36 protein-coding genes are annotated in these 20,984 nt (G+C 52.9%); 32 read left to right on the top strand and 4 right to left on the bottom strand.

Annotated features, from left to right (window positions below; all coding sequences use genetic code 11):
• The first annotated feature begins 19 nt into the window (after window positions 1–19).
• From rplB to rpsI, 32 genes are all read left to right on the top strand, one after another.
• The gene (rplB, locus tag FC75_RS11720; RefSeq protein WP_056989968.1) at window positions 20–859 is read left to right on the top strand and encodes a 50S ribosomal protein L2; all 840 of its coding nucleotides are present in this window, start codon (window positions 20–22) and stop codon (window positions 857–859) included.
• A gap of 39 nt (window positions 860–898) precedes the next feature.
• Window positions 899–1,180, top strand: coding sequence for a 30S ribosomal protein S19 (rpsS, locus tag FC75_RS11715; RefSeq protein ID WP_056989967.1), 282 nt, complete (start codon window positions 899–901; stop codon window positions 1,178–1,180).
• 18 nt (window positions 1,181–1,198) lie between these two features.
• Window positions 1,199–1,561, top strand: a complete 363-nt coding sequence (gene rplV / locus FC75_RS11710; RefSeq protein WP_054663830.1) for a 50S ribosomal protein L22 — start codon at window positions 1,199–1,201, stop codon at window positions 1,559–1,561.
• 2 nt (window positions 1,562–1,563) lie between these two features.
• The gene (gene rpsC, locus FC75_RS11705) at window positions 1,564–2,226 is read left to right on the top strand and encodes a 30S ribosomal protein S3 (RefSeq protein ID WP_054663832.1); all 663 of its coding nucleotides are present in this window, start codon (window positions 1,564–1,566) and stop codon (window positions 2,224–2,226) included.
• Window positions 2,227–2,229: 3 nt separating this feature from the next.
• Window positions 2,230–2,664 (top strand): 50S ribosomal protein L16, encoded by a 435-nt coding sequence (gene rplP / locus FC75_RS11700; protein WP_054663835.1) that lies wholly within the window; start codon window positions 2,230–2,232, stop codon window positions 2,662–2,664.
• A complete protein-coding gene (gene rpmC / locus FC75_RS11695) occupies window positions 2,654–2,848 on the top strand; it encodes a 50S ribosomal protein L29 (protein WP_054663838.1) in 195 nt (64 codons plus the stop codon). The genes rplP and rpmC overlap by 11 nt, the downstream gene beginning before the upstream one ends.
• A gap of 20 nt (window positions 2,849–2,868) precedes the next feature.
• Window positions 2,869–3,132, top strand: a complete 264-nt coding sequence (rpsQ, locus tag FC75_RS11690; protein WP_054663840.1) for a 30S ribosomal protein S17 — start codon at window positions 2,869–2,871, stop codon at window positions 3,130–3,132.
• A gap of 30 nt (window positions 3,133–3,162) precedes the next feature.
• A complete protein-coding gene (rplN, locus tag FC75_RS11685; protein ID WP_054663843.1) occupies window positions 3,163–3,531 on the top strand; it encodes a 50S ribosomal protein L14 in 369 nt (122 codons plus the stop codon).
• 27 nt (window positions 3,532–3,558) lie between these two features.
• Window positions 3,559–3,906, top strand: a complete 348-nt coding sequence (rplX, locus tag FC75_RS11680) for a 50S ribosomal protein L24 (RefSeq protein WP_054663846.1) — start codon at window positions 3,559–3,561, stop codon at window positions 3,904–3,906.
• Between the two features lie 6 nt (window positions 3,907–3,912).
• The gene (gene rplE / locus FC75_RS11675) at window positions 3,913–4,455 is read left to right on the top strand and encodes a 50S ribosomal protein L5 (RefSeq protein ID WP_054663849.1); all 543 of its coding nucleotides are present in this window, start codon (window positions 3,913–3,915) and stop codon (window positions 4,453–4,455) included.
• Window positions 4,456–4,468: 13 nt separating this feature from the next.
• A complete protein-coding gene (locus FC75_RS12555) occupies window positions 4,469–4,654 on the top strand; it encodes a type Z 30S ribosomal protein S14 (RefSeq protein WP_054717680.1) in 186 nt (61 codons plus the stop codon).
• 30 nt (window positions 4,655–4,684) lie between these two features.
• On the top strand, window positions 4,685–5,083 hold the full coding sequence (rpsH, locus tag FC75_RS11670; protein WP_054663852.1) for a 30S ribosomal protein S8: 399 nt from the start codon (window positions 4,685–4,687) through the stop codon (window positions 5,081–5,083).
• Between the two features lie 30 nt (window positions 5,084–5,113).
• Window positions 5,114–5,644 (top strand): 50S ribosomal protein L6, encoded by a 531-nt coding sequence (gene rplF / locus FC75_RS11665; RefSeq protein ID WP_054663855.1) that lies wholly within the window; start codon window positions 5,114–5,116, stop codon window positions 5,642–5,644.
• 129 nt (window positions 5,645–5,773) lie between these two features.
• On the top strand, window positions 5,774–6,133 hold the full coding sequence (rplR, locus tag FC75_RS11660; RefSeq protein ID WP_125584629.1) for a 50S ribosomal protein L18: 360 nt from the start codon (window positions 5,774–5,776) through the stop codon (window positions 6,131–6,133).
• A 23-nt stretch (window positions 6,134–6,156) separates the two neighbouring features.
• Window positions 6,157–6,666, top strand: coding sequence for a 30S ribosomal protein S5 (gene rpsE / locus FC75_RS11655; RefSeq protein ID WP_054663861.1), 510 nt, complete (start codon window positions 6,157–6,159; stop codon window positions 6,664–6,666).
• A gap of 11 nt (window positions 6,667–6,677) precedes the next feature.
• Window positions 6,678–6,863, top strand: coding sequence for a 50S ribosomal protein L30 (gene rpmD, locus FC75_RS11650; protein ID WP_054663864.1), 186 nt, complete (start codon window positions 6,678–6,680; stop codon window positions 6,861–6,863).
• Window positions 6,864–6,893: 30 nt separating this feature from the next.
• Window positions 6,894–7,334, top strand: coding sequence for a 50S ribosomal protein L15 (rplO, locus tag FC75_RS11645; protein ID WP_054663869.1), 441 nt, complete (start codon window positions 6,894–6,896; stop codon window positions 7,332–7,334).
• Entirely contained in the window at window positions 7,334–8,647 is a 1,314-nt protein-coding gene (gene secY / locus FC75_RS11640; RefSeq protein WP_054663872.1) for a preprotein translocase subunit SecY, read from the top strand. Before rplO ends, secY begins: the two co-directional genes overlap by 1 nt.
• A gap of 9 nt (window positions 8,648–8,656) precedes the next feature.
• Window positions 8,657–9,310 (top strand): adenylate kinase, encoded by a 654-nt coding sequence (locus FC75_RS11635; protein WP_056989966.1) that lies wholly within the window; start codon window positions 8,657–8,659, stop codon window positions 9,308–9,310.
• 125 nt (window positions 9,311–9,435) lie between these two features.
• Window positions 9,436–9,654, top strand: coding sequence for a translation initiation factor IF-1 (infA, locus tag FC75_RS11630; RefSeq protein ID WP_054663875.1), 219 nt, complete (start codon window positions 9,436–9,438; stop codon window positions 9,652–9,654).
• 85 nt (window positions 9,655–9,739) lie between these two features.
• Entirely contained in the window at window positions 9,740–9,859 is a 120-nt protein-coding gene (gene rpmJ, locus FC75_RS12550) for a 50S ribosomal protein L36 (protein WP_082397753.1), read from the top strand.
• Between the two features lie 26 nt (window positions 9,860–9,885).
• The gene (rpsM, locus tag FC75_RS11625; protein ID WP_054663878.1) at window positions 9,886–10,251 is read left to right on the top strand and encodes a 30S ribosomal protein S13; all 366 of its coding nucleotides are present in this window, start codon (window positions 9,886–9,888) and stop codon (window positions 10,249–10,251) included.
• A gap of 19 nt (window positions 10,252–10,270) precedes the next feature.
• Window positions 10,271–10,660 (top strand): 30S ribosomal protein S11, encoded by a 390-nt coding sequence (rpsK, locus tag FC75_RS11620; RefSeq protein ID WP_054663879.1) that lies wholly within the window; start codon window positions 10,271–10,273, stop codon window positions 10,658–10,660.
• A 65-nt stretch (window positions 10,661–10,725) separates the two neighbouring features.
• On the top strand, window positions 10,726–11,664 hold the full coding sequence (locus FC75_RS11615) for a DNA-directed RNA polymerase subunit alpha (protein WP_056989965.1): 939 nt from the start codon (window positions 10,726–10,728) through the stop codon (window positions 11,662–11,664).
• A 21-nt stretch (window positions 11,665–11,685) separates the two neighbouring features.
• Window positions 11,686–12,066, top strand: a complete 381-nt coding sequence (gene rplQ, locus FC75_RS11610; protein WP_054663885.1) for a 50S ribosomal protein L17 — start codon at window positions 11,686–11,688, stop codon at window positions 12,064–12,066.
• A 319-nt stretch (window positions 12,067–12,385) separates the two neighbouring features.
• Window positions 12,386–13,570 carry an MFS transporter gene (locus FC75_RS11605; protein WP_054663888.1) on the top strand — a complete coding sequence of 395 codons (1,185 nt, stop codon included), beginning with the start codon at window positions 12,386–12,388 and terminating at the stop codon, window positions 13,568–13,570.
• Between the two features lie 150 nt (window positions 13,571–13,720).
• Entirely contained in the window at window positions 13,721–14,557 is an 837-nt protein-coding gene (locus FC75_RS11600) for an energy-coupling factor ABC transporter ATP-binding protein (RefSeq protein ID WP_056989964.1), read from the top strand.
• Window positions 14,533–15,399 (top strand): energy-coupling factor ABC transporter ATP-binding protein, encoded by an 867-nt coding sequence (locus FC75_RS11595; protein ID WP_056989963.1) that lies wholly within the window; start codon window positions 14,533–14,535, stop codon window positions 15,397–15,399. The genes FC75_RS11600 and FC75_RS11595 overlap by 25 nt, the downstream gene beginning before the upstream one ends.
• Window positions 15,392–16,186, top strand: a complete 795-nt coding sequence (locus tag FC75_RS11590) for an energy-coupling factor transporter transmembrane component T family protein (protein ID WP_056989962.1) — start codon at window positions 15,392–15,394, stop codon at window positions 16,184–16,186. Before FC75_RS11595 ends, FC75_RS11590 begins: the two co-directional genes overlap by 8 nt.
• A gap of 42 nt (window positions 16,187–16,228) precedes the next feature.
• Window positions 16,229–16,972 carry a tRNA pseudouridine(38-40) synthase TruA gene (gene truA, locus FC75_RS11585; RefSeq protein WP_054663893.1) on the top strand — a complete coding sequence of 248 codons (744 nt, stop codon included), beginning with the start codon at window positions 16,229–16,231 and terminating at the stop codon, window positions 16,970–16,972.
• 184 nt (window positions 16,973–17,156) lie between these two features.
• Window positions 17,157–17,603 carry a 50S ribosomal protein L13 gene (gene rplM / locus FC75_RS11580; protein WP_054663896.1) on the top strand — a complete coding sequence of 149 codons (447 nt, stop codon included), beginning with the start codon at window positions 17,157–17,159 and terminating at the stop codon, window positions 17,601–17,603.
• Window positions 17,604–17,616: 13 nt separating this feature from the next.
• Window positions 17,617–18,009, top strand: a complete 393-nt coding sequence (rpsI, locus tag FC75_RS11575; protein WP_054663899.1) for a 30S ribosomal protein S9 — start codon at window positions 17,617–17,619, stop codon at window positions 18,007–18,009.
• Between the two features lie 209 nt (window positions 18,010–18,218).
• Here the strand turns inward: rpsI and FC75_RS11570 are convergent, their stop codons facing one another.
• The 4 genes from FC75_RS11570 to FC75_RS11555 all read right to left on the bottom strand — a co-directional run bounded on the left by FC75_RS11570 (window position 18,219) and on the right by FC75_RS11555 (window position 20,845).
• Window positions 18,219–19,487 carry a site-specific integrase gene (locus tag FC75_RS11570; RefSeq protein WP_054663901.1) on the bottom strand — a complete coding sequence of 423 codons (1,269 nt, stop codon included), beginning with the start codon at window positions 19,485–19,487 and terminating at the stop codon, window positions 18,219–18,221.
• 61 nt (window positions 19,488–19,548) lie between these two features.
• Window positions 19,549–19,809 (bottom strand): helix-turn-helix transcriptional regulator, encoded by a 261-nt coding sequence (locus FC75_RS11565; protein ID WP_032958427.1) that lies wholly within the window; start codon window positions 19,807–19,809, stop codon window positions 19,549–19,551.
• Window positions 19,810–20,153: 344 nt separating this feature from the next.
• Window positions 20,154–20,426, bottom strand: coding sequence for a helix-turn-helix domain-containing protein (locus FC75_RS11560; RefSeq protein ID WP_025012556.1), 273 nt, complete (start codon window positions 20,424–20,426; stop codon window positions 20,154–20,156).
• A 20-nt stretch (window positions 20,427–20,446) separates the two neighbouring features.
• On the bottom strand, window positions 20,447–20,845 hold the full coding sequence (locus FC75_RS11555; RefSeq protein WP_054663904.1) for a sigma factor-like helix-turn-helix DNA-binding protein: 399 nt from the start codon (window positions 20,843–20,845) through the stop codon (window positions 20,447–20,449).
• Window positions 20,846–20,984 lie beyond the last annotated feature (139 nt).

The raw sequence follows: 20,984 nt of genomic DNA, 5'->3' as shown, positions 1-20,984 counted from the left end.
TAGATAGGAGGAAACAAGCGTGGGCATCATTAAATACAAACCAACGTCAAACGGCCGGCGAAACATGTCTGGCTCAGACTTCGCTGAGATCACCAAGACCAAGCCGGAAAAGACGCTGCTTGAAAGTCAAAGCCACACTGCCGGTCGTAACGCGCAGGGCCACATCACCGTGCGTCACCGCGGCGGCGGCCACAAGCAGTATTACCGCACAATCGACTTCAAGCGGAACAAGGATGGCGTAGTCGCAACCGTAAAGGCGATCGAATACGACCCGAACCGTACCGCAAACATTGCACTGCTTCACTACGAAGATGGGGTTAAGTCCTACATCCTTGCGCCTAAGGGCCTGAAGGTCGGCGACAAGATCGTTTCCGGTGAGACAGCTGATATCAAACCAGGCAACGCGATGCCGCTGAAGAACATCCCTGATGGGACGACGATCCACAACGTTGAACTGAAGCCCGGCAAGGGCGGCCAACTGGCCCGTTCCGCTGGGGCTTCTGCTCAGCTGCTTGGTAAGAACGATGACGGCAAGTACGTCACGGTTCGCCTGGCTTCCGGTGAAGTTCGCATGATCCTCGCGGTCAACCGGGCCACAATCGGCGCTGTCGGCAACGAGCAACACGAACTGATCACTATTGGTAAGGCTGGCCGCAAGCGCTGGTTGGGCTTCCGTTCAACCGTCCGTGGGTCAGTTATGAACCCGAACGATCACCCTCATGGTGGTGGTGAAGGTAAGGCACCTATCGGCCGCCCATCACCTCTTTCCCCATGGGGCAAGAAGACCTTGGGTAAGAAGACGCGTGATCACAAGGCTAAGTCCGAGAAGTTCATCGTGCGTCACCGCAAGAACAAGTAATTTTAACTTTGAATTACACCGAATAAAGGAGGTCACACAATGGGTCGCAGTCTTAAAAAAGGACCGTTCGCCGATGCACATCTACTGAAAAAGATCGATGCGCAAAAGGATAACGATAAGAAGACGGTCATCAAGACCTGGTCTCGTCGTTCCACCATTTACCCGAGTTTCATCGGGTTCACCATCGCTGTTTACGATGGTCGCAAGCACGTCCCAGTTTACATTTCTGAAGATATGGTCGGTCACAAGCTGGGTGAGTTCGTTCCGACACGGACCTTCCATGGTCACGCCAAGGACGACAAGAAAACAGTAGCACGCTAAGAAAGGAGCACATGATTCATGGCTGAAGAAATCACGTCTGCTACGGCGACGGCTAATACAGTTCGAATCGCGGCTCGCAAGGCGCGCCTAGTGATCGATCTGATCCGCGGCCGCGACGTTGCGGAAGCTATTGCCATTTTGGACTTCACGCCGCGCGCGGGCTCTCCAATCATTTCCAAAGTTCTGAAGTCCGCCATCGCGAACGCAGAACACAACTTTGACCTTGATGCCCAGAACCTTTACGTCAAGGAAGCCTTCGTTAATGAAGGCCCGACCCTGAAGCGGTTCCGTCCTCGGGCCAAGGGTTCTGCATCACCTATCAACAAGCGTACGAGTCACATTACCGTGACCGTCGCTGAGAAAGCCACAAAGGAGGGTTAAGCGTGGGTCAGAAAATTAATCCAATCGGTTTCCGTGTTGGCGTCATTCGTGACTGGGAATCCAAGTGGTACGCTGAAAAAGACTTTGCCACTTACCTGCACGAAGACATCAAGATCCGGAACTACATTAACAAAAAGCTTGCGGACGCTTCCGTTTCGACTATCGAAATCGAACGGGCCGCAAACCGTGTGAACATTTCGATTCACACCGCCAAGCCGGGCATGGTAATCGGCAAGGGCGGCGCTCAGGTCGAAAGCCTGCGCAAGCAGCTGAACGATCTTACTGGTCGCAAGGTTCACATTAACATCGTCGAGATCAAGAAGCCTGACCTGGATGCCAAGCTGGTAGGCGAAAGCATCGCCGCTCAGCTTGAGCAGCGGGTTGCCTTCCGTCGCGCGATGAAGCAAGCGATGCAGCGGACAATGCGTGCGGGTGCCAAAGGCATCAAGACGCAGGCTGCTGGTCGTTTGAACGGTGGCGATATGGCTCGTCGTGAGCACTACGCCGAAGGCACTGTGCCGCTGCACACCCTGCGCGCTGATATTGACTACGCCTGGGAAGAAGCACGCACCACTTACGGTCAGATCGGGATCAAGACCTGGATCTACCGCGGTGAAATTTTGCCGGATAAGCCAAACCGGCCAACCGCGAAGGGAGGAAAGTAACCCATGTTAGTACCTAAGCGTGTAAAGCACCGTCGCGAATTCCGCGGCAAGATGCGTGGCGCAGCTAAAGGCGGCAAGAACGTCGACTTCGGCGATTACGGCCTGCAGGCTTTGGAATCCCACTGGATTTCTAACCGTCAGATCGAAGCTGCCCGTGTTGCTATGACCCGTTACATGAAGCGTGGCGGGAAAGTTTGGATCAAGATCTTCCCTCAGAAGTCCTACACTTCTAAAGGTGTTGGGGTTCGTATGGGTAACGGGAAAGGCGCGCCATCCGGCTGGGTCGCAGTCGTTAAGCGCGAAAAAGTGATGTTTGAAGTCGGCGGCGTGCCTGAAGCCGTTGCTAAAGAAGCACTGCGCCTCGCTTCCAACAAGCTTCCAATCCGCACCAAGATCATTTCTCGTTCGGAAGGAGCTGAGCAATCTAATGAAGGCTAAAGAGATCGCTGCATTAACCACAGAGGAAATGCTCGACAAAGAAAAGCAGTATAAAGAAGAGCTATTCAACCTGCGTTTTCAGCAGGCGACTGGCCAAATGGAGAACACTGCTCGGCTGAAGCAAGTGCGCAAGAACATTGCGCGGATCAAAACGGTCCTGCGTCAGCAATCACTGAAGAAATAAACGGAAAGGAGACTATCACCTTGGCAGAACGTAATTCTCGTAAAGTTTATCAAGGCCGTGTTGTTTCTGACAAAATGGACAAGACGATCACCGTCCAAGTCAACACGACGAAGACGCACCCGGTATACGGCAAGCGTGTGAAGTACTCAAAGAAGTACTATGCACATGATGAAGAAAATGTCGCAAAAGTCGGCGATCTGGTTCAGATCATGGAAACTCGTCCGATGTCTCGCAACAAGCGTTTCCGTTTATTGAACGTGGTCGAAAAGGCAGTTCGTATTTAATTTAAATACGTTTGAAAGGAGGACCAACCCGTGATTCAACAAGAAAGTCGTCTTAAAGTCGCTGACAACTCTGGTGCCCGCGAGTTGCTGGTGATCAAAGTGCTTGGCGGTTCATACCGTAAGACTGGGAACATCGGCGACGTCGTTGTGGCAACTGTAAAACAGGCTACACCAGGTGGCGTTGTCAAAGCCCACGATGTGGTCAAGGCCGTCATCGTGCGCACCAAGTCGGGTGCCCGCCGTACTGATGGATCTTACATCAAGTTCGACGAAAACGCCGCGGTCATCATTAACGCGGACAAGAGCCCACGGGGGACTCGTATCTTTGGACCAGTCGCACGCGAACTGCGTGACGGCGATTTCATGAAGATCGTTTCCTTAGCGCCTGAAGTCCTTTAATCATTCTGACCAAATAGGAGGTGCGACATGAAAATCAAGACTGGTGATAAAGTTCGGGTCATGCGTGGTAAAGACGCCGGCAAAGAAGGTACGGTAACCAAGGTGCTGCTTAAGGCAGACAAGGTCATCGTCGAAGGCGTCAACATGATCAAGAAACACCAAAAGCCTAACAACGCGAACCCGCAAGGCGGGATCGTGGACAAGGAAGCAGCCATTGCCGTTTCTAACGTAATGCTGCTGGATCCAGAATCTAACAAGCCAACGCGCGTTGGCTTTGAAATCAAGGACGGCAAGAAGTCACGTATTGCCAAGAAATCTGGCAAGGAACTGACAACCGCTGCTGCTCCTGCAAAAACTGACGGGAAGGAGGACTAATCCCAGATGGCAAATCGTTTACAAGAACGTTTTAACAAAGAGATCGCACCGGCGCTGATTGAAAAGTTCAATTACAAGAGCCCGATGCAGACCCCGCACGTTGAGAAGATCGTTTTAAACATGGGGGTTGGCGATGCGACTCAGAACGCCAAGCTCATGGATGAAGCCGTTGCCGAAATGGCTCAGATCTCTGGCCAACAACCGCTGATCACTAAGGCGAAGAAGAGCATTGCGAACTTCCGCCTGCGTGAAGGCATGTCGATTGGCGCGAAGGTCACCCTGCGCGGCGAACGCATGTATGACTTCCTCGACAAGCTGATCAATGTCTCCCTGCCACGTGTTCGTGACTTTCATGGGATCTCTCCTAAGTCCTTCGACGGCCGGGGCAATTACACCCTGGGCTTGAAGGAACAACTGATCTTCCCTGAAATTGATTACGATCAGGTCAACCGTGTTCGTGGCCTGGACGTCGTTATTGTCACTACTGCAAATACTGACGAGGAAGGCCTCGAACTGCTGAAGCAGCTCGGCATGCCTTTCGCTAAATAAAGGAGGGTCACACTTGGCTAAGAAGTCGATGATCGTGAAAAACAACCGGCCTGCAAAGTTCGCAGTGCAAGAATACACACGCTGCCAACGTTGTGGTCGTCCGCACTCTGTTTACCGTAAGTTCAAACTCTGCCGGATTTGCCTTCGTGAATTAGCTCATGCCGGTCAAATTCCTGGTATGCGCAAAGCTAGCTGGTAAACCGAAACCCAGTCAAAGGAGGTTAAATCAATGGTCTTGACCGATCCAATCGCAGATTACTTGACCCGCATTCGCAACGCCAACATGGTGCGTCACGAATCTCTGGTCGTACCTGCATCTAAGATGAAAATCAACATTTCCGAGATCCTCAAGCAAGAAGGCTTCATCCGTGATTACGAAGTGATCGAGGATGACAAGCAGGGCGTTATTCGTTTGTTCCTGAAGTACGGGAAGAACAACGAACGCGTCATTTCTGGCTTGAAGCGCATCTCTAAGCCTGGCCTGCGCTCCTACGTGAAGGCTGACGCTGTCCCGAAGGTCCTGAACGGCCTGGGCATCGCCATTCTCTCCACTCCTGAAGGTGTTATCACCGACAAGGAAGCGCGCGCGAAGAACGTTGGCGGCGAAGTACTCGCCTACGTTTGGTAAGATAAAACTTTAAAAAGGAGGTGCCTCCAAGTGAGTCGTATTGGTTATAAAGCAATCACCGTGCCGGCTGGCGTCACAGTCACCGTTGACGGCGAAAACATCACCGTGAAGGGCCCGAAGGGTGAGATGACTCGCCACTTCGCCCCAGAAATTTCCATGACGCAAGACGGCAACGAAATCAAGTTCGACCGTCCTGATGATTCGTTCAAGGCGCTGCACGGCACGACCCGTGCTAACCTGAACAACATGATCGTCGGTGTTACCGAGGGCTTCAAGAAGAACATGAAGTTGGTCGGTGTCGGCTACCGTGCTCAGAAGCAAGGCAACAAGCTGGTTCTGAACGTCGGTTACTCTCACCCAGTTGAGATGACCCCACCAGCAGGAATCGACTTCGATGTGCCTAGCAACACCGAGATTACGGTTTCCGGGATCTCTAAGCAGGTCGTGGGTCAGTGGGCTGCCGAAATTCGTGCGGTCCGTTCCCCAGAGCCATACAAAGGCAAAGGGATCCGTTACGTCGATGAGTATGTTCGGCGTAAGGAAGGTAAGACTGGTAAGTAGTCTTACGCTGAATTTAGGGGCGATTATCGCCCGTGTCTATGCGCCTGGGGCCGCGTCACTGCGCCTGCCACTGATTGCGGCAGCGTTGTCCATCACCGCCTCAAGCAGCTAATCAAAGGAGTGAACATTGTGATTTCCAAGCCAGATAAAAACAAGACCCGGCAACGGCGTCACGCACGCGTCCGGGGTAAGATTTCTGGTACGAGCGAGCGCCCACGCTTGAACATTTTCCGTTCAAATAAAAACATCTACGCGCAATTAATTGATGACGTAGCGGGTGTGACGCTAGCAAGTGCCTCCACTCTCGATAAAGAAGTATCTGATGACGCAAACAAGACCGAGCAGGCAAAGCAGGTTGGCGAATTGGTTGCCAAGCGCGCCGTTGCTGCTGGTCACAAAGTAGTGGTCTTTGACCGTGGTGGTTACCTCTATCATGGTCGCGTGCAGGCGCTCGCTGAAGCGGCTCGCGAAAACGGCCTTGAATTCTAACAAAGAAGGAGGAAAACCAATCCATGGCATCATACATTGATCCAAACCAACTCGACTTGGAAGATCGCGTCGTATCGATCAACCGTGTCACCAAAGTTGTCAAAGGTGGTCGCCGCCTGCGTTTTGCAAGTATCGCGATTGTCGGTGACAAGCACGGTCACGTCGGCTTCGGGACCGGTAAGGCCCAAGAAGTGCCAGAAGCGATCCGCAAAGCGGTCGAAGACGCCAAGAAGAACCTGATTGAAGTGCCGATTGTTGGCACCACGATTCCTCACGAAGCGATCGGTCACTTCGGCGCCGGCGAAGTTCTGCTTAAGCCAGCCGTTGAAGGGTCCGGGGTTGCTGCCGGCGGCGCCGTTCGTGCCGTCATGGAACTCGCTGGGATCTCAGACGTGACCAGCAAGTCCCTTGGCCGTAACACGCCAATCAACATGATCCGCGCGACAATGGACGCCCTGACTCAGCTTAAAACCGTTCAGGAAGTGGCTGAACTCCGCGGCGTCTCTGTATCGCACTTGCAAGAACAAAACTAGGAGGGCACATCATGGCGCAATTAAAAATTACATTGACCCGCAGTGCTGCTCACCGGTTGCCAAAGCAACGCAAGATTGTCAAGGAATTGGGTCTGGGCCGTGTCAACAGCTCAGTCGTCAAGCCTGACAACGATGCAACACGCGGTGCGATCTTCCAGATCTCCCACTTGGTTTCCGTTGAAGAAGTCAAGGATTAAACCATTACGCAAAAAGGAGGTGCCACACGAATGAAGTTACACGAATTAAAGCCAAATGACGGTGCGCGTCAAGCACGGAAGCGTGTTGGCCGCGGAACTTCCAGCGGCTATGGTAAAACTGCCGGCAAAGGGACTAAGGGCCAATTGGCTCGTCAGGGCGGCAAGACTCGTCTAGGGTTCGAAGGTGGCCAGATGCCACTGTTCCGGCGGATGCCAAAACGCGGTTTCAAGAACATCAACCGCAAAGTCTTTGCCATCGTGAACGTTGAAGACCTTAACCGGTTTGACGAAGGCACGGAAGTCACACCAACGCTGTTGGTTGAAACCGGCCTGGTCAAGAATGAAAAAGACGGCATTAAGCTGTTGGGTAACGGTAAGCTTGACAAGAAGCTGACCGTTAAAGTTAACAAGGCTTCCGAAACTGCCAAGAGCGCAGTTGAAGCAGCAGGCGGTTCGCTTGAGGTGATCTAATGCTGAAAACCCTCGTTAACGCATTTAAGGTTAAGGATATCCGCAACAAGATTCTCTTCACCTTGGGCGTTTTGCTGGTTTATCGACTAGGGGCGCAGATCACAGTGCCTGGCGTTAATGCTAAGGCCTTGACGCAGGTCGGATCGACCGGCTTGATCTCTCTGCTCGACACCGTTTCCGGTGGCGGGCTGGCCAACTATTCGATCTTCTCAATGGGGGTCTCTCCGTACATCACGGCGCAAATTGTCGTTCAGCTCTTGCAGACGGACATTGTCCCGAAGTTCGTGGAGTGGGGTAAGCAAGGTGAAGTGGGGCGGCGTAAGCTGAACCAAGTCACCCGGTACTTAACCATTTTCCTCGGCTTCTTCCAGGCTGTCGGCATTACTGCTGGGTTCCAGCAGCTTTCCGCGCTTGGCTTGGTCGCTAACCCGACCATTCAAACCTACATCGTGATTGGCATCATCCTGACCGGGGGCACCATGCTCCTGACCTGGATGGGGGAACAGATCACGGACAAAGGGATCGGCAACGGGGTTTCAATGATCATCTTTGCGGGGATCATTGCCCGCCTGCCTAGTGGGCTGGCGTCCTTGTGGAAGGACAACATCACGAACAACTCGGCTGCTGACCGGTGGCAGGGGATCTTGTTCCTCGTCGCCCTCGCCATTGTCGTTCTGCTTGTGGTCACCTTTGTCACTTGGGTGCAGCAAGCCAACCGTAAAATTCCGATTCAATACACTCGGCGCGTGGCCGCGTCAGGTAGTGAAAGCTACCTGCCGCTGAAGGTCAACGTCGCCGGCGTGATTCCTGTCATTTTTGCCAGCTCGTTCATCATTACGCCGCAAACGATCCTGATGGCATTTGCCAAAAGGTTCCAAGGCCAAGGCTGGTACACGACAATGACTAACATCTTCAACATGCAAAGTACACCAGGCGTCATCATCTATACGATCCTGATTGTGCTGTTCACGTTCTTCTATGCTTTCGTCCAGGTTAACCCGGAAAAAGTGCAGGAGAATCTGACCAAGCAAGGGTCCTATATTCCAGGAGTCTGGCCGGGGAAGGAAACTGAAAAGTACCTTTCTCGCGTGCTGATGCGGCTGTCGACGGTCGGGGCGTTGTTCCTCGGCTTTGTCGCACTGCTGCCGCAACTGGCCGCTAATCTTTGGGGCTTGCCTCAAAGTATCGGCCTCGGCGGCACTAGCCTGCTGATCGTGGTCATGACGGCGATCGAACTGGTTCGCCAGCTCGATGGATTACTGATGAAGCGCGAGTACGTCGGGTTTATCCGCGACGACCTCGTGAAGAATTAGGAGGATACGATGAATCTCATTTTAATGGGACTGCCAGGCGCTGGTAAGGGGACTCAGGCGGAGCGGATCGAAGATGCGTATCCCATTGCCCACATCAGCACTGGGGACATGTTTCGCGAAGCGATGGCCAACGGTACCGAGATGGGCAAGCAGGCCAAAGGGTTTATCGACCAAGGCCAGCTGGTTCCAGACACGGTCGTTGAAGGCATGGTGAAAGAGCGGCTCGCGCAAAAGGATACTGATCAGGGCTTCATGCTCGATGGGTTCCCGCGCACACTGGCTCAGGCCGAAGCGCTTGAAACAATCACCAAGGACTTGAACAAGCCGCTTAACGCGGTCATCAACATCGACGTTAAACCGGCAGTGCTGGTAGAGCGGCTGTCAGGCCGTTACATCTGCAAGAACTGCGGGGCGACTTACCACAAGCTGTACAATCCGACCAAAGTGCCGGGCACTTGCGACCGCTGTGGCGGCCACGAGTTCTTCCAGCGCGATGACGACAAGCCGGCAACGGTGAAAAATCGCCTGAAGGTCAACATTGAGGAGAACACGCCTCTGATCGACTTTTATCAAAAGCGTGGCCTGCTCTTTACCGTTAACGGGGATCAGGACATTGACCTGGTTTTCGCTGACGTCCAAGCGGTCTTGAAAAAACTCAACTAGCCTGTCGCCACGGCCTGACTGTTTTCAAACGGGTCGATTTATGTTACAATGTCGCGGTATGCGCTGAGGGCCTGCCCTCACCGCATTTTCGCGTGTGATCCAGACAATTAGGAGGAATTTATTTCGTGGCAAAAGACGATGTGATCGAGATCCAGGGCACCGTGGTCGATACGTTACCGAACGCGATGTTCAAAGTCGAACTTGAAAACGGGGCAACGATCCTGGCCCATGTCTCTGGCAAGATCCGGATGCACTACATCCGCATCCTGCCTGGGGACAAGGTCACCGTTGAATTGTCTCCATACGATCTGACCAAGGGCCGGATCACGTACCGTTTCAAGTAAAACGTTCAGCCGGTTTATTCGGCTGCAGCGAATTGCCAGACCAGAGCGCAGTTTTCTGCGTTTTCCAAGAGGAGGCTAATCAATCATGAAAGTACGTCCATCTGTTAAAAAGATGTGCGAGCACTGCAAGGTCGTACGCCGGCATGGCCGCGTCATGATCATCTGCTCTGCAAACCCAAAGCATAAGCAACGCCAAGGTTCATAATTCACTAAATTAGGAGGTGTCATCATATGGCTCGTATCGCAGGTGTTGACTTGCCCCGCGGCAAGCAAATCGTCATCGCGCTGACCTACATTTTTGGGATCGGCAACACGACCGCCAAGAAGATCCTGAAAGAAGCTGGCGTTCCAGAGAACGTCCGCGAAGAAGACCTGACCCCTGACCAGGAGGACAAGATCCGTGCAGCCGTCGACAACGTAAAAGTTGAAGGCGATCTGCGCCGTGAAGTCAGCCTGAACATCAAGCGGCTTCAGGAAATCGGTTCATACCGTGGCATGCGTCACCGTCGTGGTCTGCCTGTTCGCGGTCAGAACACGAAGAACAACGCACGTACTCGCAAGGGGAAGAGAGTTTCCATTGCCGGTAAGAAGAAATAAATAAAGGAGGTTAAATTCGATGGCAGTTAGAAAAACCACTCGCAAGCGCCGTGTTCGTAAGAACGTTGAAGCCGGCGTTGCGCACATTCACTCCACGTTCAACAACACGTTGGTCATGATCACCGACCCGCGCGGTAACGCGATCGCTTGGTCTTCCGCCGGTGTCCTTGGGTTCAAGGGTTCCCGTAAGTCCACGCCTTACGCTGCGCAGATGGCCGCTGAAGCCGCTGCAAAGGAATCGATGGAGCACGGCATGAAGTCTGTTGAAGTTGCCGTTAAGGGCCCAGGTTCCGGCCGTGAAGCTGCGATCCGTTCCCTTCAAGCAACAGGTCTTGAAGTGACCGCGATTCGCGACGTGACCCCAGTGCCGCATAACGGTTCTCGTCCTCCAAAGCGTCGTCGTGTATAATTGTTACCCCACCATTTCAAGTTTGGGCAACGTTCACTTCTCGTTTTGAAAGGGGTACAGACTAGATGATCGAATTTGAAAAGCCGAACATCACCAAGGTTGACGAAAGCACCAACTACGGCAAGTTTGTGGTTGAGCCACTTGAACGCGGCTACGGGACTACGCTGGGCAATTCGCTCCGCCGGATCTTGTTGTCGTCCTTGCCTGGTGCTGCGGTTTCTAACATCCAGATCGATGGTGTGCTGCATGAGTTCAGCACAATCGACGGGGTGTTGGAAGACGTGACCCAAATCATCCTGAACATCAAGAAGCTCGCTTTGAAGATGCATTCGGATGAAGATAAGACCGTCGAGATCGACGTCGACGGGCCGGCCACTGTGACCGCCGCCGACATCGTCACTGATGCTGATGTTGAGGTATTGAACCCCGAACAGTACATTTGCACTGTTGCTGAGGGGGGTCACTTCCATGTCCGCATGACCGTTCGCACCGGTCGCGGCTACGTGGCTGCGGATCAGAACAAGACCGAAAACATGCCAATCGGCGTGCTGCCGATCGACTCGATTTTTACCCCGATCAGTCGGGTCAATTATCAGGTTGAAAGCACCCGTGTCGGCCGGCGTAATGACTTCGACAAGTTGACGCTGGACGTTTGGACCAACGGCTCGATCTCACCGCGCGAAGCCATCAGCTTGGCCGCTAAGATCCTGACGGAACACCTCGACATTTTTGTCAATCTCACTGATTCGGCAAAGAATGCAGAGATCATGGTCGAAAAGGAAGAAACTCACAAGGAAAAGATGCTCGAGATGACCATCGAAGAGCTCGACTTGTCCGTTCGTTCCTACAACTGCTTGAAGCGTGCTGGCATCAACACGGTTCAAGAGCTGACCAACAAGACCGAAGCCGATATGATGAAGGTCCGCAACCTGGGCCGCAAGTCGCTTGAAGAAGTTAAAAACAAGCTGTCTGATCTCGGCTTAAGCCTACGTAAGGAAGATTAATACTTAAAAGGAGGCCAATCCATGAGCTACCGGAAATTAGGGCGCACCAGTTCTCAGCGTAAAGCGCTGCTGCGCGACTTGACCACCGACTTGATTGTCAAGGAACGAATCACGACGACCGAAGCCCGTGCCAAGGAAATTCGTTCTACCGTTGACAAGATGATCACGCTCGGTAAGCGCGGCGACCTGCACGCGCGTCGTCAGGCTGCAGCATACCTGCGGAACACGATTGCTGACGTTAAGGAGGATGGCGACACCGTTGTCGTTCAGTCCGCTTTGCAGAAGTTGTTCGCTGATGTAGCCCCACGCTACGCAGAACGCAACGGCGGTTACACCCGCACCTTGAAGACCAACCAGCGCCGCGGTGACGCAGCACAAATGGTTATCATCGAACTGGTCTAAGCTTAGGCTTTACCAATTCAAAAAATCTAAAACCGAAGCGACCCCTGTGGCCGTTTCACTTTGATCATTTGATCGATGGAGCGTTACGATGTTGGCTGCCATCTTGGTAGGGGCTTTGGCCCTGAGGCCGTCAGGCTTTGCCGAGTCTAGCTTGAGAGCATCGGGCAACCGGTGTCTCCATCTCAAATGATTTTTTTGTGTTTTCATTGCTAGGAAAACCCCTGACCACAGTGGCCAGGGGTTTTGTGGTACGCAGGTAAGGCGTTTGAAATTTGCCGTGAAGAACGGCAAAATAAAGGGCATCGAAGGAGGCGGTGATATGATTCGACCAGGGAAATGGCAGTACGGGGCAGCCGCTTATCTGTTCAGTGCGAACTTGTTTGTGTTTGGCTCCTCAACGGTCGTCTTTGCCGTCCTGTGGCACATTGCGCTGGTCACGTCCTCTGGGGCCTGGATGACGTATGCGTCCCTTGCAGGGGCTCTGCCAGCCTTATTGGTGGCGCCGTTTGCCGGGGTGTGGGCGGACCGGTGCCGTCGCAACTGGCTGATTATGGGCTCGGCCAGTGGGGTATCGGCGGCCACGTTTGCGCTGGCCCTGGTTTATCTCTCGCACAGCCACGAGCTGTGGCTGCTGCTCGCCATCTCGGCAATCCGCTCTGTCGGCAATGGCCTACAAACACCTGCGGCCAACGCACTGCTTCCGCAACTGGTGCCAAAGGACCAGGTGACGCGGATGAACGGCCTTAACCAGATCGTTCAGTCTGCCATGCTGCTGGTCTCGCCGCTGCTGGCCGGCTATATTCTCAGCGATCTGGGCATGATCTGGATCTTCATTGTCGATGCCGGTACTGCACTGCTCGCAGTGCTGTCGCTGGCGACAATTCGAGTCGCAAAGGTGAGCACTGCTGCCCCTGAGCGGCATGCCATCGTCGGGGGCTTGCGGTACGTCGGGCGGGTGCCGGCGCTGACGGCGTTTCTGCTTTTCACAGTGGTGGCGTTTATTCTGATTGCGCCCTCCTCACAGTTGTCCACTTTGTACGTCAATCGCACGTTTGGCCATGGGGTCTGGAACCTGACCTTCAACGAGTTGGCTTGGACGGCGGGTGCCAGTCTCGGCGGATTTTACATTGCTCTCCACCAACACCTGCCCGATAAAATTCGCGTGATCGCGGTGGGCATGGCTGGCTCCGGTCTGGCGTTTGCGGCCATGGGGCTGCACGACCCATTTTGGCTTTACCTGTTTTTCATGTTTGTGTCTGGTATCTTTTACCCGATCCTGACCGCGGCGCAGACCATTTACATTCAGGAAACTGTAGCACCAGCCATGATGGGGCGTGTGTTTTCCCTGTGGCAGATTCTCTCAACGGGCATTTATCCCATCGCGATGCTGGGTTACGGACCGCTGGCGGACCAAATTCCAATCAGCGAGGTCTTTATTGTGACAGGCCTGCTACTGGTGGCAACCGCCTGGGGCTTTGATGTGCGTCTGCACCGCCTTGGGTGACCCAAGGCGACGTACACGGGCTTTGCCACGGCGGTCAATGAGAAAATATGTTATCATATCATAGTTATGCAGGCTGGTGTGACGCCTTTAAAACACCACATTGGCTGCCGTGATTTCAAACGTGTGGCGTCAATCAAAGGGGGACGAATCGTGACGGTTGCAATCGACATTCAAAACTTGAACTACCGCTATCCAGATGCGGCGCAGCCGGCGCTGAAAGACGTCAGCCTGACGATTCAGCAGGGTGAGTGGGTCGCCATTATTGGCCACAACGGGTCGGGTAAAAGTACACTGGCCAAGAACATTAATGGCCTGCTTGCCCCAGGGTCCGGTCAGGTGACCGTGGCAGGGATGCCGCTTACGGAGGAAAACGTCTGGAAGATCCGCGAAAAGGTTGGCATTGTGTTCCAGAACCCCGACAATCAGTTTGTCGGTGCCACGGTTCAAGATGACGTCGCCTTTGGGTTGGAGAATCGCGCCGTGCCGCGGCCGGAAATGGTGACCCGGGTGCATGACGCGCTTGAACAAGTCAACATGCTGCAGTTTGCCACCCGCGAGCCCGCTCGGCTGTCCGGTGGGCAAAAGCAGCGAGTTGCCATCGCCGGGATCATTGCGCAGCGGCCAGACATCATCATTCTTGATGAAGCCACCTCGATGCTTGATCCCGCGGGCCGCGCGGAAGTGTTGGCGCTGATCCAGGAACTGCAGGCCAAATCAGCGATGACCGTGGTGTCCATCACGCACGACGTCGATGAAGCCGCCTCTGCGGACCGGGTGGTGCTGCTCAACGACGGTGAAATCGTGGAGCAGGGAACGCCCGCCGAGATTTTCACACATGGCGAGGAGCTGCTGCACCTGGGCTTGGACGTGCCGTACCCAGAGCGGCTTAAGGCGGCCTTGCGCCGCCGCGGCGTCGCGATGCCGGACCGCTATCTTGATCAGGAAGGGTTGGTGAAGCACCTGTGGACATTACATTCGACCATGTGAGCTTCACCTACCAGGCTGGGACCCCCTTTGCCGGAGATGGTCTGAAAGACGTCACGACGACAATCAAGGATGGCAGCTACACCGCCATCATCGGGCATACTGGGTCAGGTAAAAGTACGCTTTTGCAGCACTTAAACGCGCTGCTCAAGCCGACCACCGGTACGGTGACCATTGGTGACCGTGTGATCACCAACGAAACCAACAACAAGAACCTGAAACCGATCCGCCAGCAGGTGGGGATGGTGTTCCAGTTTGCCGAAAACCAGCTGTTTGAACAAACTGTTGCTAAAGACATCGCTTTTGGCCCGGAAAATTTTGGCATGGCGAGTGCTGAGGCGGAAAAGCAGGCCGCGGCGATGGTCGACCTCGTTGGGTTGCCGCAGGATGTGTTGGAGAAATCGCCGTTTGATCTTTCCGGTGGCCAGATGCGCCGTGTGGCGATCGCCGGCGTGCTGGCGATGAAGCCGACGGTGCTGGTGCTTGACGAGCCGACCGCTGGCCTTGATCCGGCTGGCCGCAATGACATGATGAAGATGTTTCAAAGGCTGCATGAAAAGCAAGGCATGACCATTGTGCTGGTTACTCACCAAATGGATGACGTGGCCGATTACGCCGACCATGTGCTCGTGATGGATGAAGGCCACTTAATCAAGGAAGGCACACCGCGCGAAATTTTTCAAAATGAGCAGTGGCTGGAAAATCATCAGCTTGGGCTCCCTAAGACGGCGGCCATGGCCCGTGATTTGACTAAACAGGGGTTTCGGTTCGACCCGCTGCCGCTGACCACTGATGAGCTGGCGGATCAGCTGGCCAAGCAGATCGGAGGCGGCGCGCATGACTAAACTCTTGCTTGGCCGCTATCTGCCTGGCGACTCCTGGGTCCACAAGCTGGACCCGCGCACCAAGCTGATGGCCAGCTTTTACTACATTGGGATCATTTTCCTGGCCAATAACTGGCAGACTTACCTGTTGATGTTTGTCGCGACGATGGTGATGGTCGCGGCGTCCAAAATTAAGCTCGGATTCTTCCTGCGGGGCGTGCGGCCAATGATCTGGCTGATCCTGTTCACCGTGATGCTGCAGGTGTTCTTCACCAAAGGCGGCACCACCTACTGGTCTTGGGGGTGGCTTGCCATCACGCAGTACGGGCTGACTAACGGGGCGTTCATTTTCATGCGCTTCGTGCTGATCATTTTCGTTTCGACGCTGTTGACCCTGACCACCCAGCCGCTTTCGCTGGCGGATGCGGTCGAATCGCTGCTCAAACCGCTGCGGGTGCTGCACGTGCCGGTCACTGAACTGGCCTTAGTGCTGCAGATTGCCTTGCGGTTTGTGCCGACGCTGATGGATCAGACCACCAAGATCATGAATGCGCAGCGCGCCCGGGGGGTCGATTTCGGCACCGGCAACTTGTTTCAGCAGATGAAGGCCGTGGTGCCACTGCTCATCCCACTGTTCGTAGACAGTTTTGGCATCGCCGAGGACCTGGCGACCGCGATGGATGCTCGCGGCTATCAAGGCGGGGATGGCCGCACTAAGTACCGGGTTCTGCAGTATCACCAAAAGGATATTTTTGCCGGGCTCGTGATGGTTGCCTTGACCGTCAGTCTGGTCTTTCTGAGAGCTTAGGATGTTGCCTCGCCGCCAAGCGAGGCTTTTTAGGAGAAAATTGTGACTCATTTCAAACTGACGTTAGCCTATGACGGCACAAACTTTGCCGGCTATCAGATTCAGCCGCACCAGCGCACGGTTCAAGGCGTGCTGCAAAAAGCCTTAGGGAAAATGGCCAAGGTGGAGTCGATCCATATTGACGGCTCGGGCCGCACCGATTCTGGGGTCCACGCTCTGGGCCAGGTGGTGTCTTTTGACTATCCCGGCGAGATTCCGGCGCGGGCGATGCGGCTGGCGATGAATTCCCTGATGCCGCTCGACATTGAGATCCTGGACGCGGAAATTGTGCCGGCTGATTTTCACGCGCGGTACTCGGCCAAGGGCAAACGTTACTTGTACCGGGTGGCGCGCGGCCGCTTTACTGATCCGTTTAAGCGATTGTACACCGGGCACTACCCGTACGGGCTCGATGTTGACCGGATTCGCACGGCGCTAAAGGACGTTGTCGGCACCCACGACTTCACCAGCTTTGCCGCTAGCGGTGGGGTGATCGAGGATAAGGTGCGCACGATTTACGAGGCAACGGTGCAAGACGACCAGGCGAATAACGAGCTGGTATTTGAGTTTTACGGCAACGGCTTTTTGTACAATATGGTGCGGATTATTGTGGCGACTTTGCTGGAGATTGGCAACGGTCGGCGCGACGTGCACGATTTTCTGCGGCTGTACGAGGTGAAAGACCGGCAGCAGGCGCGGGGCACGGCGCCTGCGTCGGGGTTATACCTCAAAGAAGTCTATTACTAAGGCAAGCCCAAAGCAGGGTTGGCGGTTCCAGACTGGTGGGCGGTTTTGATGTTACGCTTGGTGCGCTAAGCGTTGACTTTCCCGCGGATTTTTGATAAAGTAGTCGCTGGTATTGTTTGCCCCACAATAAGCCCCGGAAACTTATAAGGTGTCAAACAGCACAGAATATTGGAGGAAACAAATCGTGCGTACAACATATTTGGCTAAGCCAGGTGAGATCGAACGCAAGTGGGTCGTTATCGACGCCACGGATATCAGCCTTGGCCGTTTGGCTTCAACCGTTGCAACTATCTTGCGCGGCAAGAACAAGCCGACCTACACTCCCAACGTTGACGTTGGTGACCACGTGATCGTGATCAATGCAGCAAAGCTTAAGCTGACTGGTCGGAAGGCCAGCGACAAGATTTACTACCATCACTCACAGCATCCAGGTGGCTTGAAGCATGAAGTCGCTGGTGATCTCCTTAAGAATGACCCGGCTCGTCTGGTCGAATACGCGGTCAAGAAGATGCTGCCAACCAAGAATACACTTGGCCACCAGCAATTCCTGAAGCTTCACGTTTACGCGGGGGAAGAACATCCTCACGAAGCACAGAAGCCTGAAGTACTCGACATCAAGAACCTAATTTAAGGAGGACACAACTGTGGCAGAAGTAGCATACAGCGGCACAGGTCGCCGCAAGAATTCCGTTGCCCGGGTCCGCTTGGTTCCTGGCACCGGTAAAATCACAATGAACGGTAAAGACGTTCACGATTACCTTCCGTACGAAAACCTGATTCTCGACTTGACTCAGCCTTTCGGCATTACCGAAACGACTGGCTCATACGACGTTCTGGTTAACGTTAACGGTGGCGGTTTCTCCGGCCAGGCCGGCGCAACTCGTCATGGCATTGCTCGCGCACTTTTGAGTGTAGACCCGGATTTCCGTGGTCCGCTCAAGCGTGCAGGCATGCTCACCCGTGACCCACGGATGAAGGAACGTAAGAAGTACGGTCTCAAGAAGGCACGTAAAGCATCACAATTTAGCAAACGGTAATAGCGTTATGCTATCGAGATGGAAACGTTGCTACGACAACGTTTCAAGCATATTTCGAACTCGGAAAGTGGTTCTCCCAATTAGGGCGAGCCACTTTTTTTGACCCCTCAATTAGGGCATAATTTGTGCGCGTCTTTCGCTTGAGAAATCCTGGCTCCAAGAATTTTTGGGGCGCGTGTCCTAGTCTTACGTTCTTTTGTGCGTCAATTTTAATGAATTTCGTTGAGTTTCATTTCCTGTGCGAGTGAGTTCGCTCTTGCTTGTGCGATTCGTTCAGCGAACTTATCATGAACATCCAGACCAACAATATCAGGCGTGTTGACATACACGCGCGTGGTCTTGATGCTGGAATGTGACAGTGCTTCGGAGATCAGCTGTAAGCTGGCACCACCTTGACGTGCAAGTGTTGAGAACGTATGCCGCAACTTGTGCGGTGTGACCCGAACGAGGTCAGGGTGGCGCTTATAGATTGAATTCAGACGATAGTTGAGATAGTCGGCATGTAACGGTTGGTTGATCCCACCTTGGAAGTTCGTGTAGGTAAACAGAAACTGGTTTGGCCCAGACTCTAGGTTTACTTCTGCGAGTTCAATGGCTTGTTTGTCGTGCCATTCTCTCAACATCGGGATCAAAATCGGCGGTAAAGCGTGGGAGGTTTCCTTCTTGGCCTTGGTTGGACCGACCTTACCGCTTTTCTTGAGTGCTTGAATAATCAGAACATAGCCGGTGTTGAAGTCAACGTGCTTCCATTGCAATCCGTATGATTCACCCTTGCGATCTCCGAGGTGGAGTGTAAGGAGAAGTAACAGATAATCTTGATCACTTAACTTGCCGTTTTCGTGATCTGTGTTGGCAGCGTCGAGCCAAGCCACCATTTCATCAGCGGAAAGTGATTCGCCAGTCATCTTGCGACGAGTGGCGAGCCGTTCCTTTTTGGGACTGCCGATGGAGGAAATAGCTTTTTCTAGCCGGTTCACATCGATGAAGTCCACCATTTCGGCGGTATCAAACATCTGACTGACGTAAGACTTGACTGTGCGAATGTTTGCGTACTTCTCTGACAGAATTGCCAGTTCTTGCATGACGAACTGCTTATTGAGATTTAAGTAAGTCATTGAATACTCGCCGAACATTGGAAGCAGGTGAAGTCGGAAAATATTGCGTGTATTCGCTTGAGTTTCCTCTGAAGGAATAATACGAATACGTCCGGTTGCGCCAGCAGCGTACAGCGGCCACCAGACTTCGCGGTAAAAGTTCTTGAATAGCATTTCCCCGTTCTTCTTGATAGCACTTGCTGATTGTGTTTTTTGAGCCTCCTTAATTTTCTCATCGACCTGTTTTTGCAGCGTTCTGGCTTCCAACTTTGTCGCTACGGTTTTACGGTAACGTGGAACTTTCACGTCAAGAATGCCGCGAATATCTTTAGGGTAGAACACCTCCACAAAGTAAGTGCCTGCATCAGTTTTAGTAATAGACATGATATTTACCTCCTGTTGTTTGTCAACGAGCTTGAACAGGATGTAAAGCTACATCGACATATTACCATCCTTCAACGCGTTTGCGAAGCCATCCATCAACTGCGTCGCGATCATAGCGAACAACACCACAGATGTTGATTCTTGGTAGGCCAAGCTCAATCCACTTGTCCAAGGTATTGTTAGAAATCTTCAAGTACGCGCACAACTCCATCTTCAACAGGTACCGATCATGCTGTGATTGTTCTTCGCGAGCCCTGTTAACTTCATCGAGAAACAAGGTAGACAAAGCGTTACGAATCGCAATCACGTTCTGATCGTCCATTGGAAAATCGATTCGCGCTTCTATTGCTTGCGCTGAAATATGACACACCTCCTTCTTCGCAGTGTTGGCGAAACTGATGTTGTGAAGAACAGTTCATCATTCAGTCCGATTCCAATCGGCTATCGAGAATCTCAAAGAGAGCCTCTTTCCCTCGTTTCGTCAGGGTGACGTACAAGTATCCGGCTCACTGGGTTAGTCGCTCGCTCGTGAGAGGTCATGGCGTTGCGGAGCCTTCGTTGCTGAATGATGCTATTAAGTTATCAAAGGACATGGCGGGCCAAATAAAAACCTGCCTCTGATATATCAGACGACAGGTGAGTTCGGAAATGAAACCATATCCGAAATTAATTATTATTTAATGACGTGAACTTGAGTTTCCGACTTGAGTTTGTGGACGACTCTGCCAAATGCTTTTCAACGTCGAAGTGTTTGACGATGTACACAAATTTAATTTGAAGTTCTTGCTTCAAATCCGGATCGACATAGCTTTTTCCAAATGCCGCCTCACGGTTGAAGTCGTGATTGAACATTATCAGTAGTTGGGACATTGCCTCATCATCTCCACCCTGCGCTGCCAAGATAACCGGGATCAGGTTATCGATCTGTGTGTAATGCATTGAATACTCCTCCGCACGCGCTACATATTTTCGTATGCTGCCTTAATCCTTTGCAATGCGCGCCGCCTGCGCTTATTTGCTCCTTGGCTAGTTATACCTACCTGACTACCGATTTCCACATCGTTGAGTTCATCGTAGTAATACTGATACAAAACCATCTTATCAGCTGTTGAAAGAGTTGCGACGGCCATTGACAACCGCTCGTCGTCAACAAAATTCTCCAACTTTGCAATTTCCTCAAGGGTCAAGGTGAAATCTTGGAGATGGTAAGGCTCCCGGATTTCTTCAAGTAGCCAGTCTTCAAGCGGTGTTGTATTAATCAGTCTAAGACCGGCGCGGTATCGATCGATGCGTTTGTTTCTTAACCCGTCTTGAACATACCTGATGAACATCTTTGACACTTCACGTTCGCTACTCATCGTGATAACCTCCTAATATTTTGAGCTCTTCTTAATAACAGACGAAAAAAAATCGAGATGTGAAACCGGTTTCAATATATTTTTGTCCTCAATTTTCAAGTCAAGTGCAACGATGATAACGAATCCTTGATAGTGGTCT

Source organism: Lacticaseibacillus camelliae DSM 22697 = JCM 13995 (genome assembly GCF_001436615.1).
Taxonomy (GTDB): Bacteria; Bacillota; Bacilli; order Lactobacillales; family Lactobacillaceae; genus Lacticaseibacillus; species Lacticaseibacillus camelliae.
Note: the sequence above shows the minus strand (reverse complement) of the source record. Positions and strands in the feature narration are given on the sequence as shown.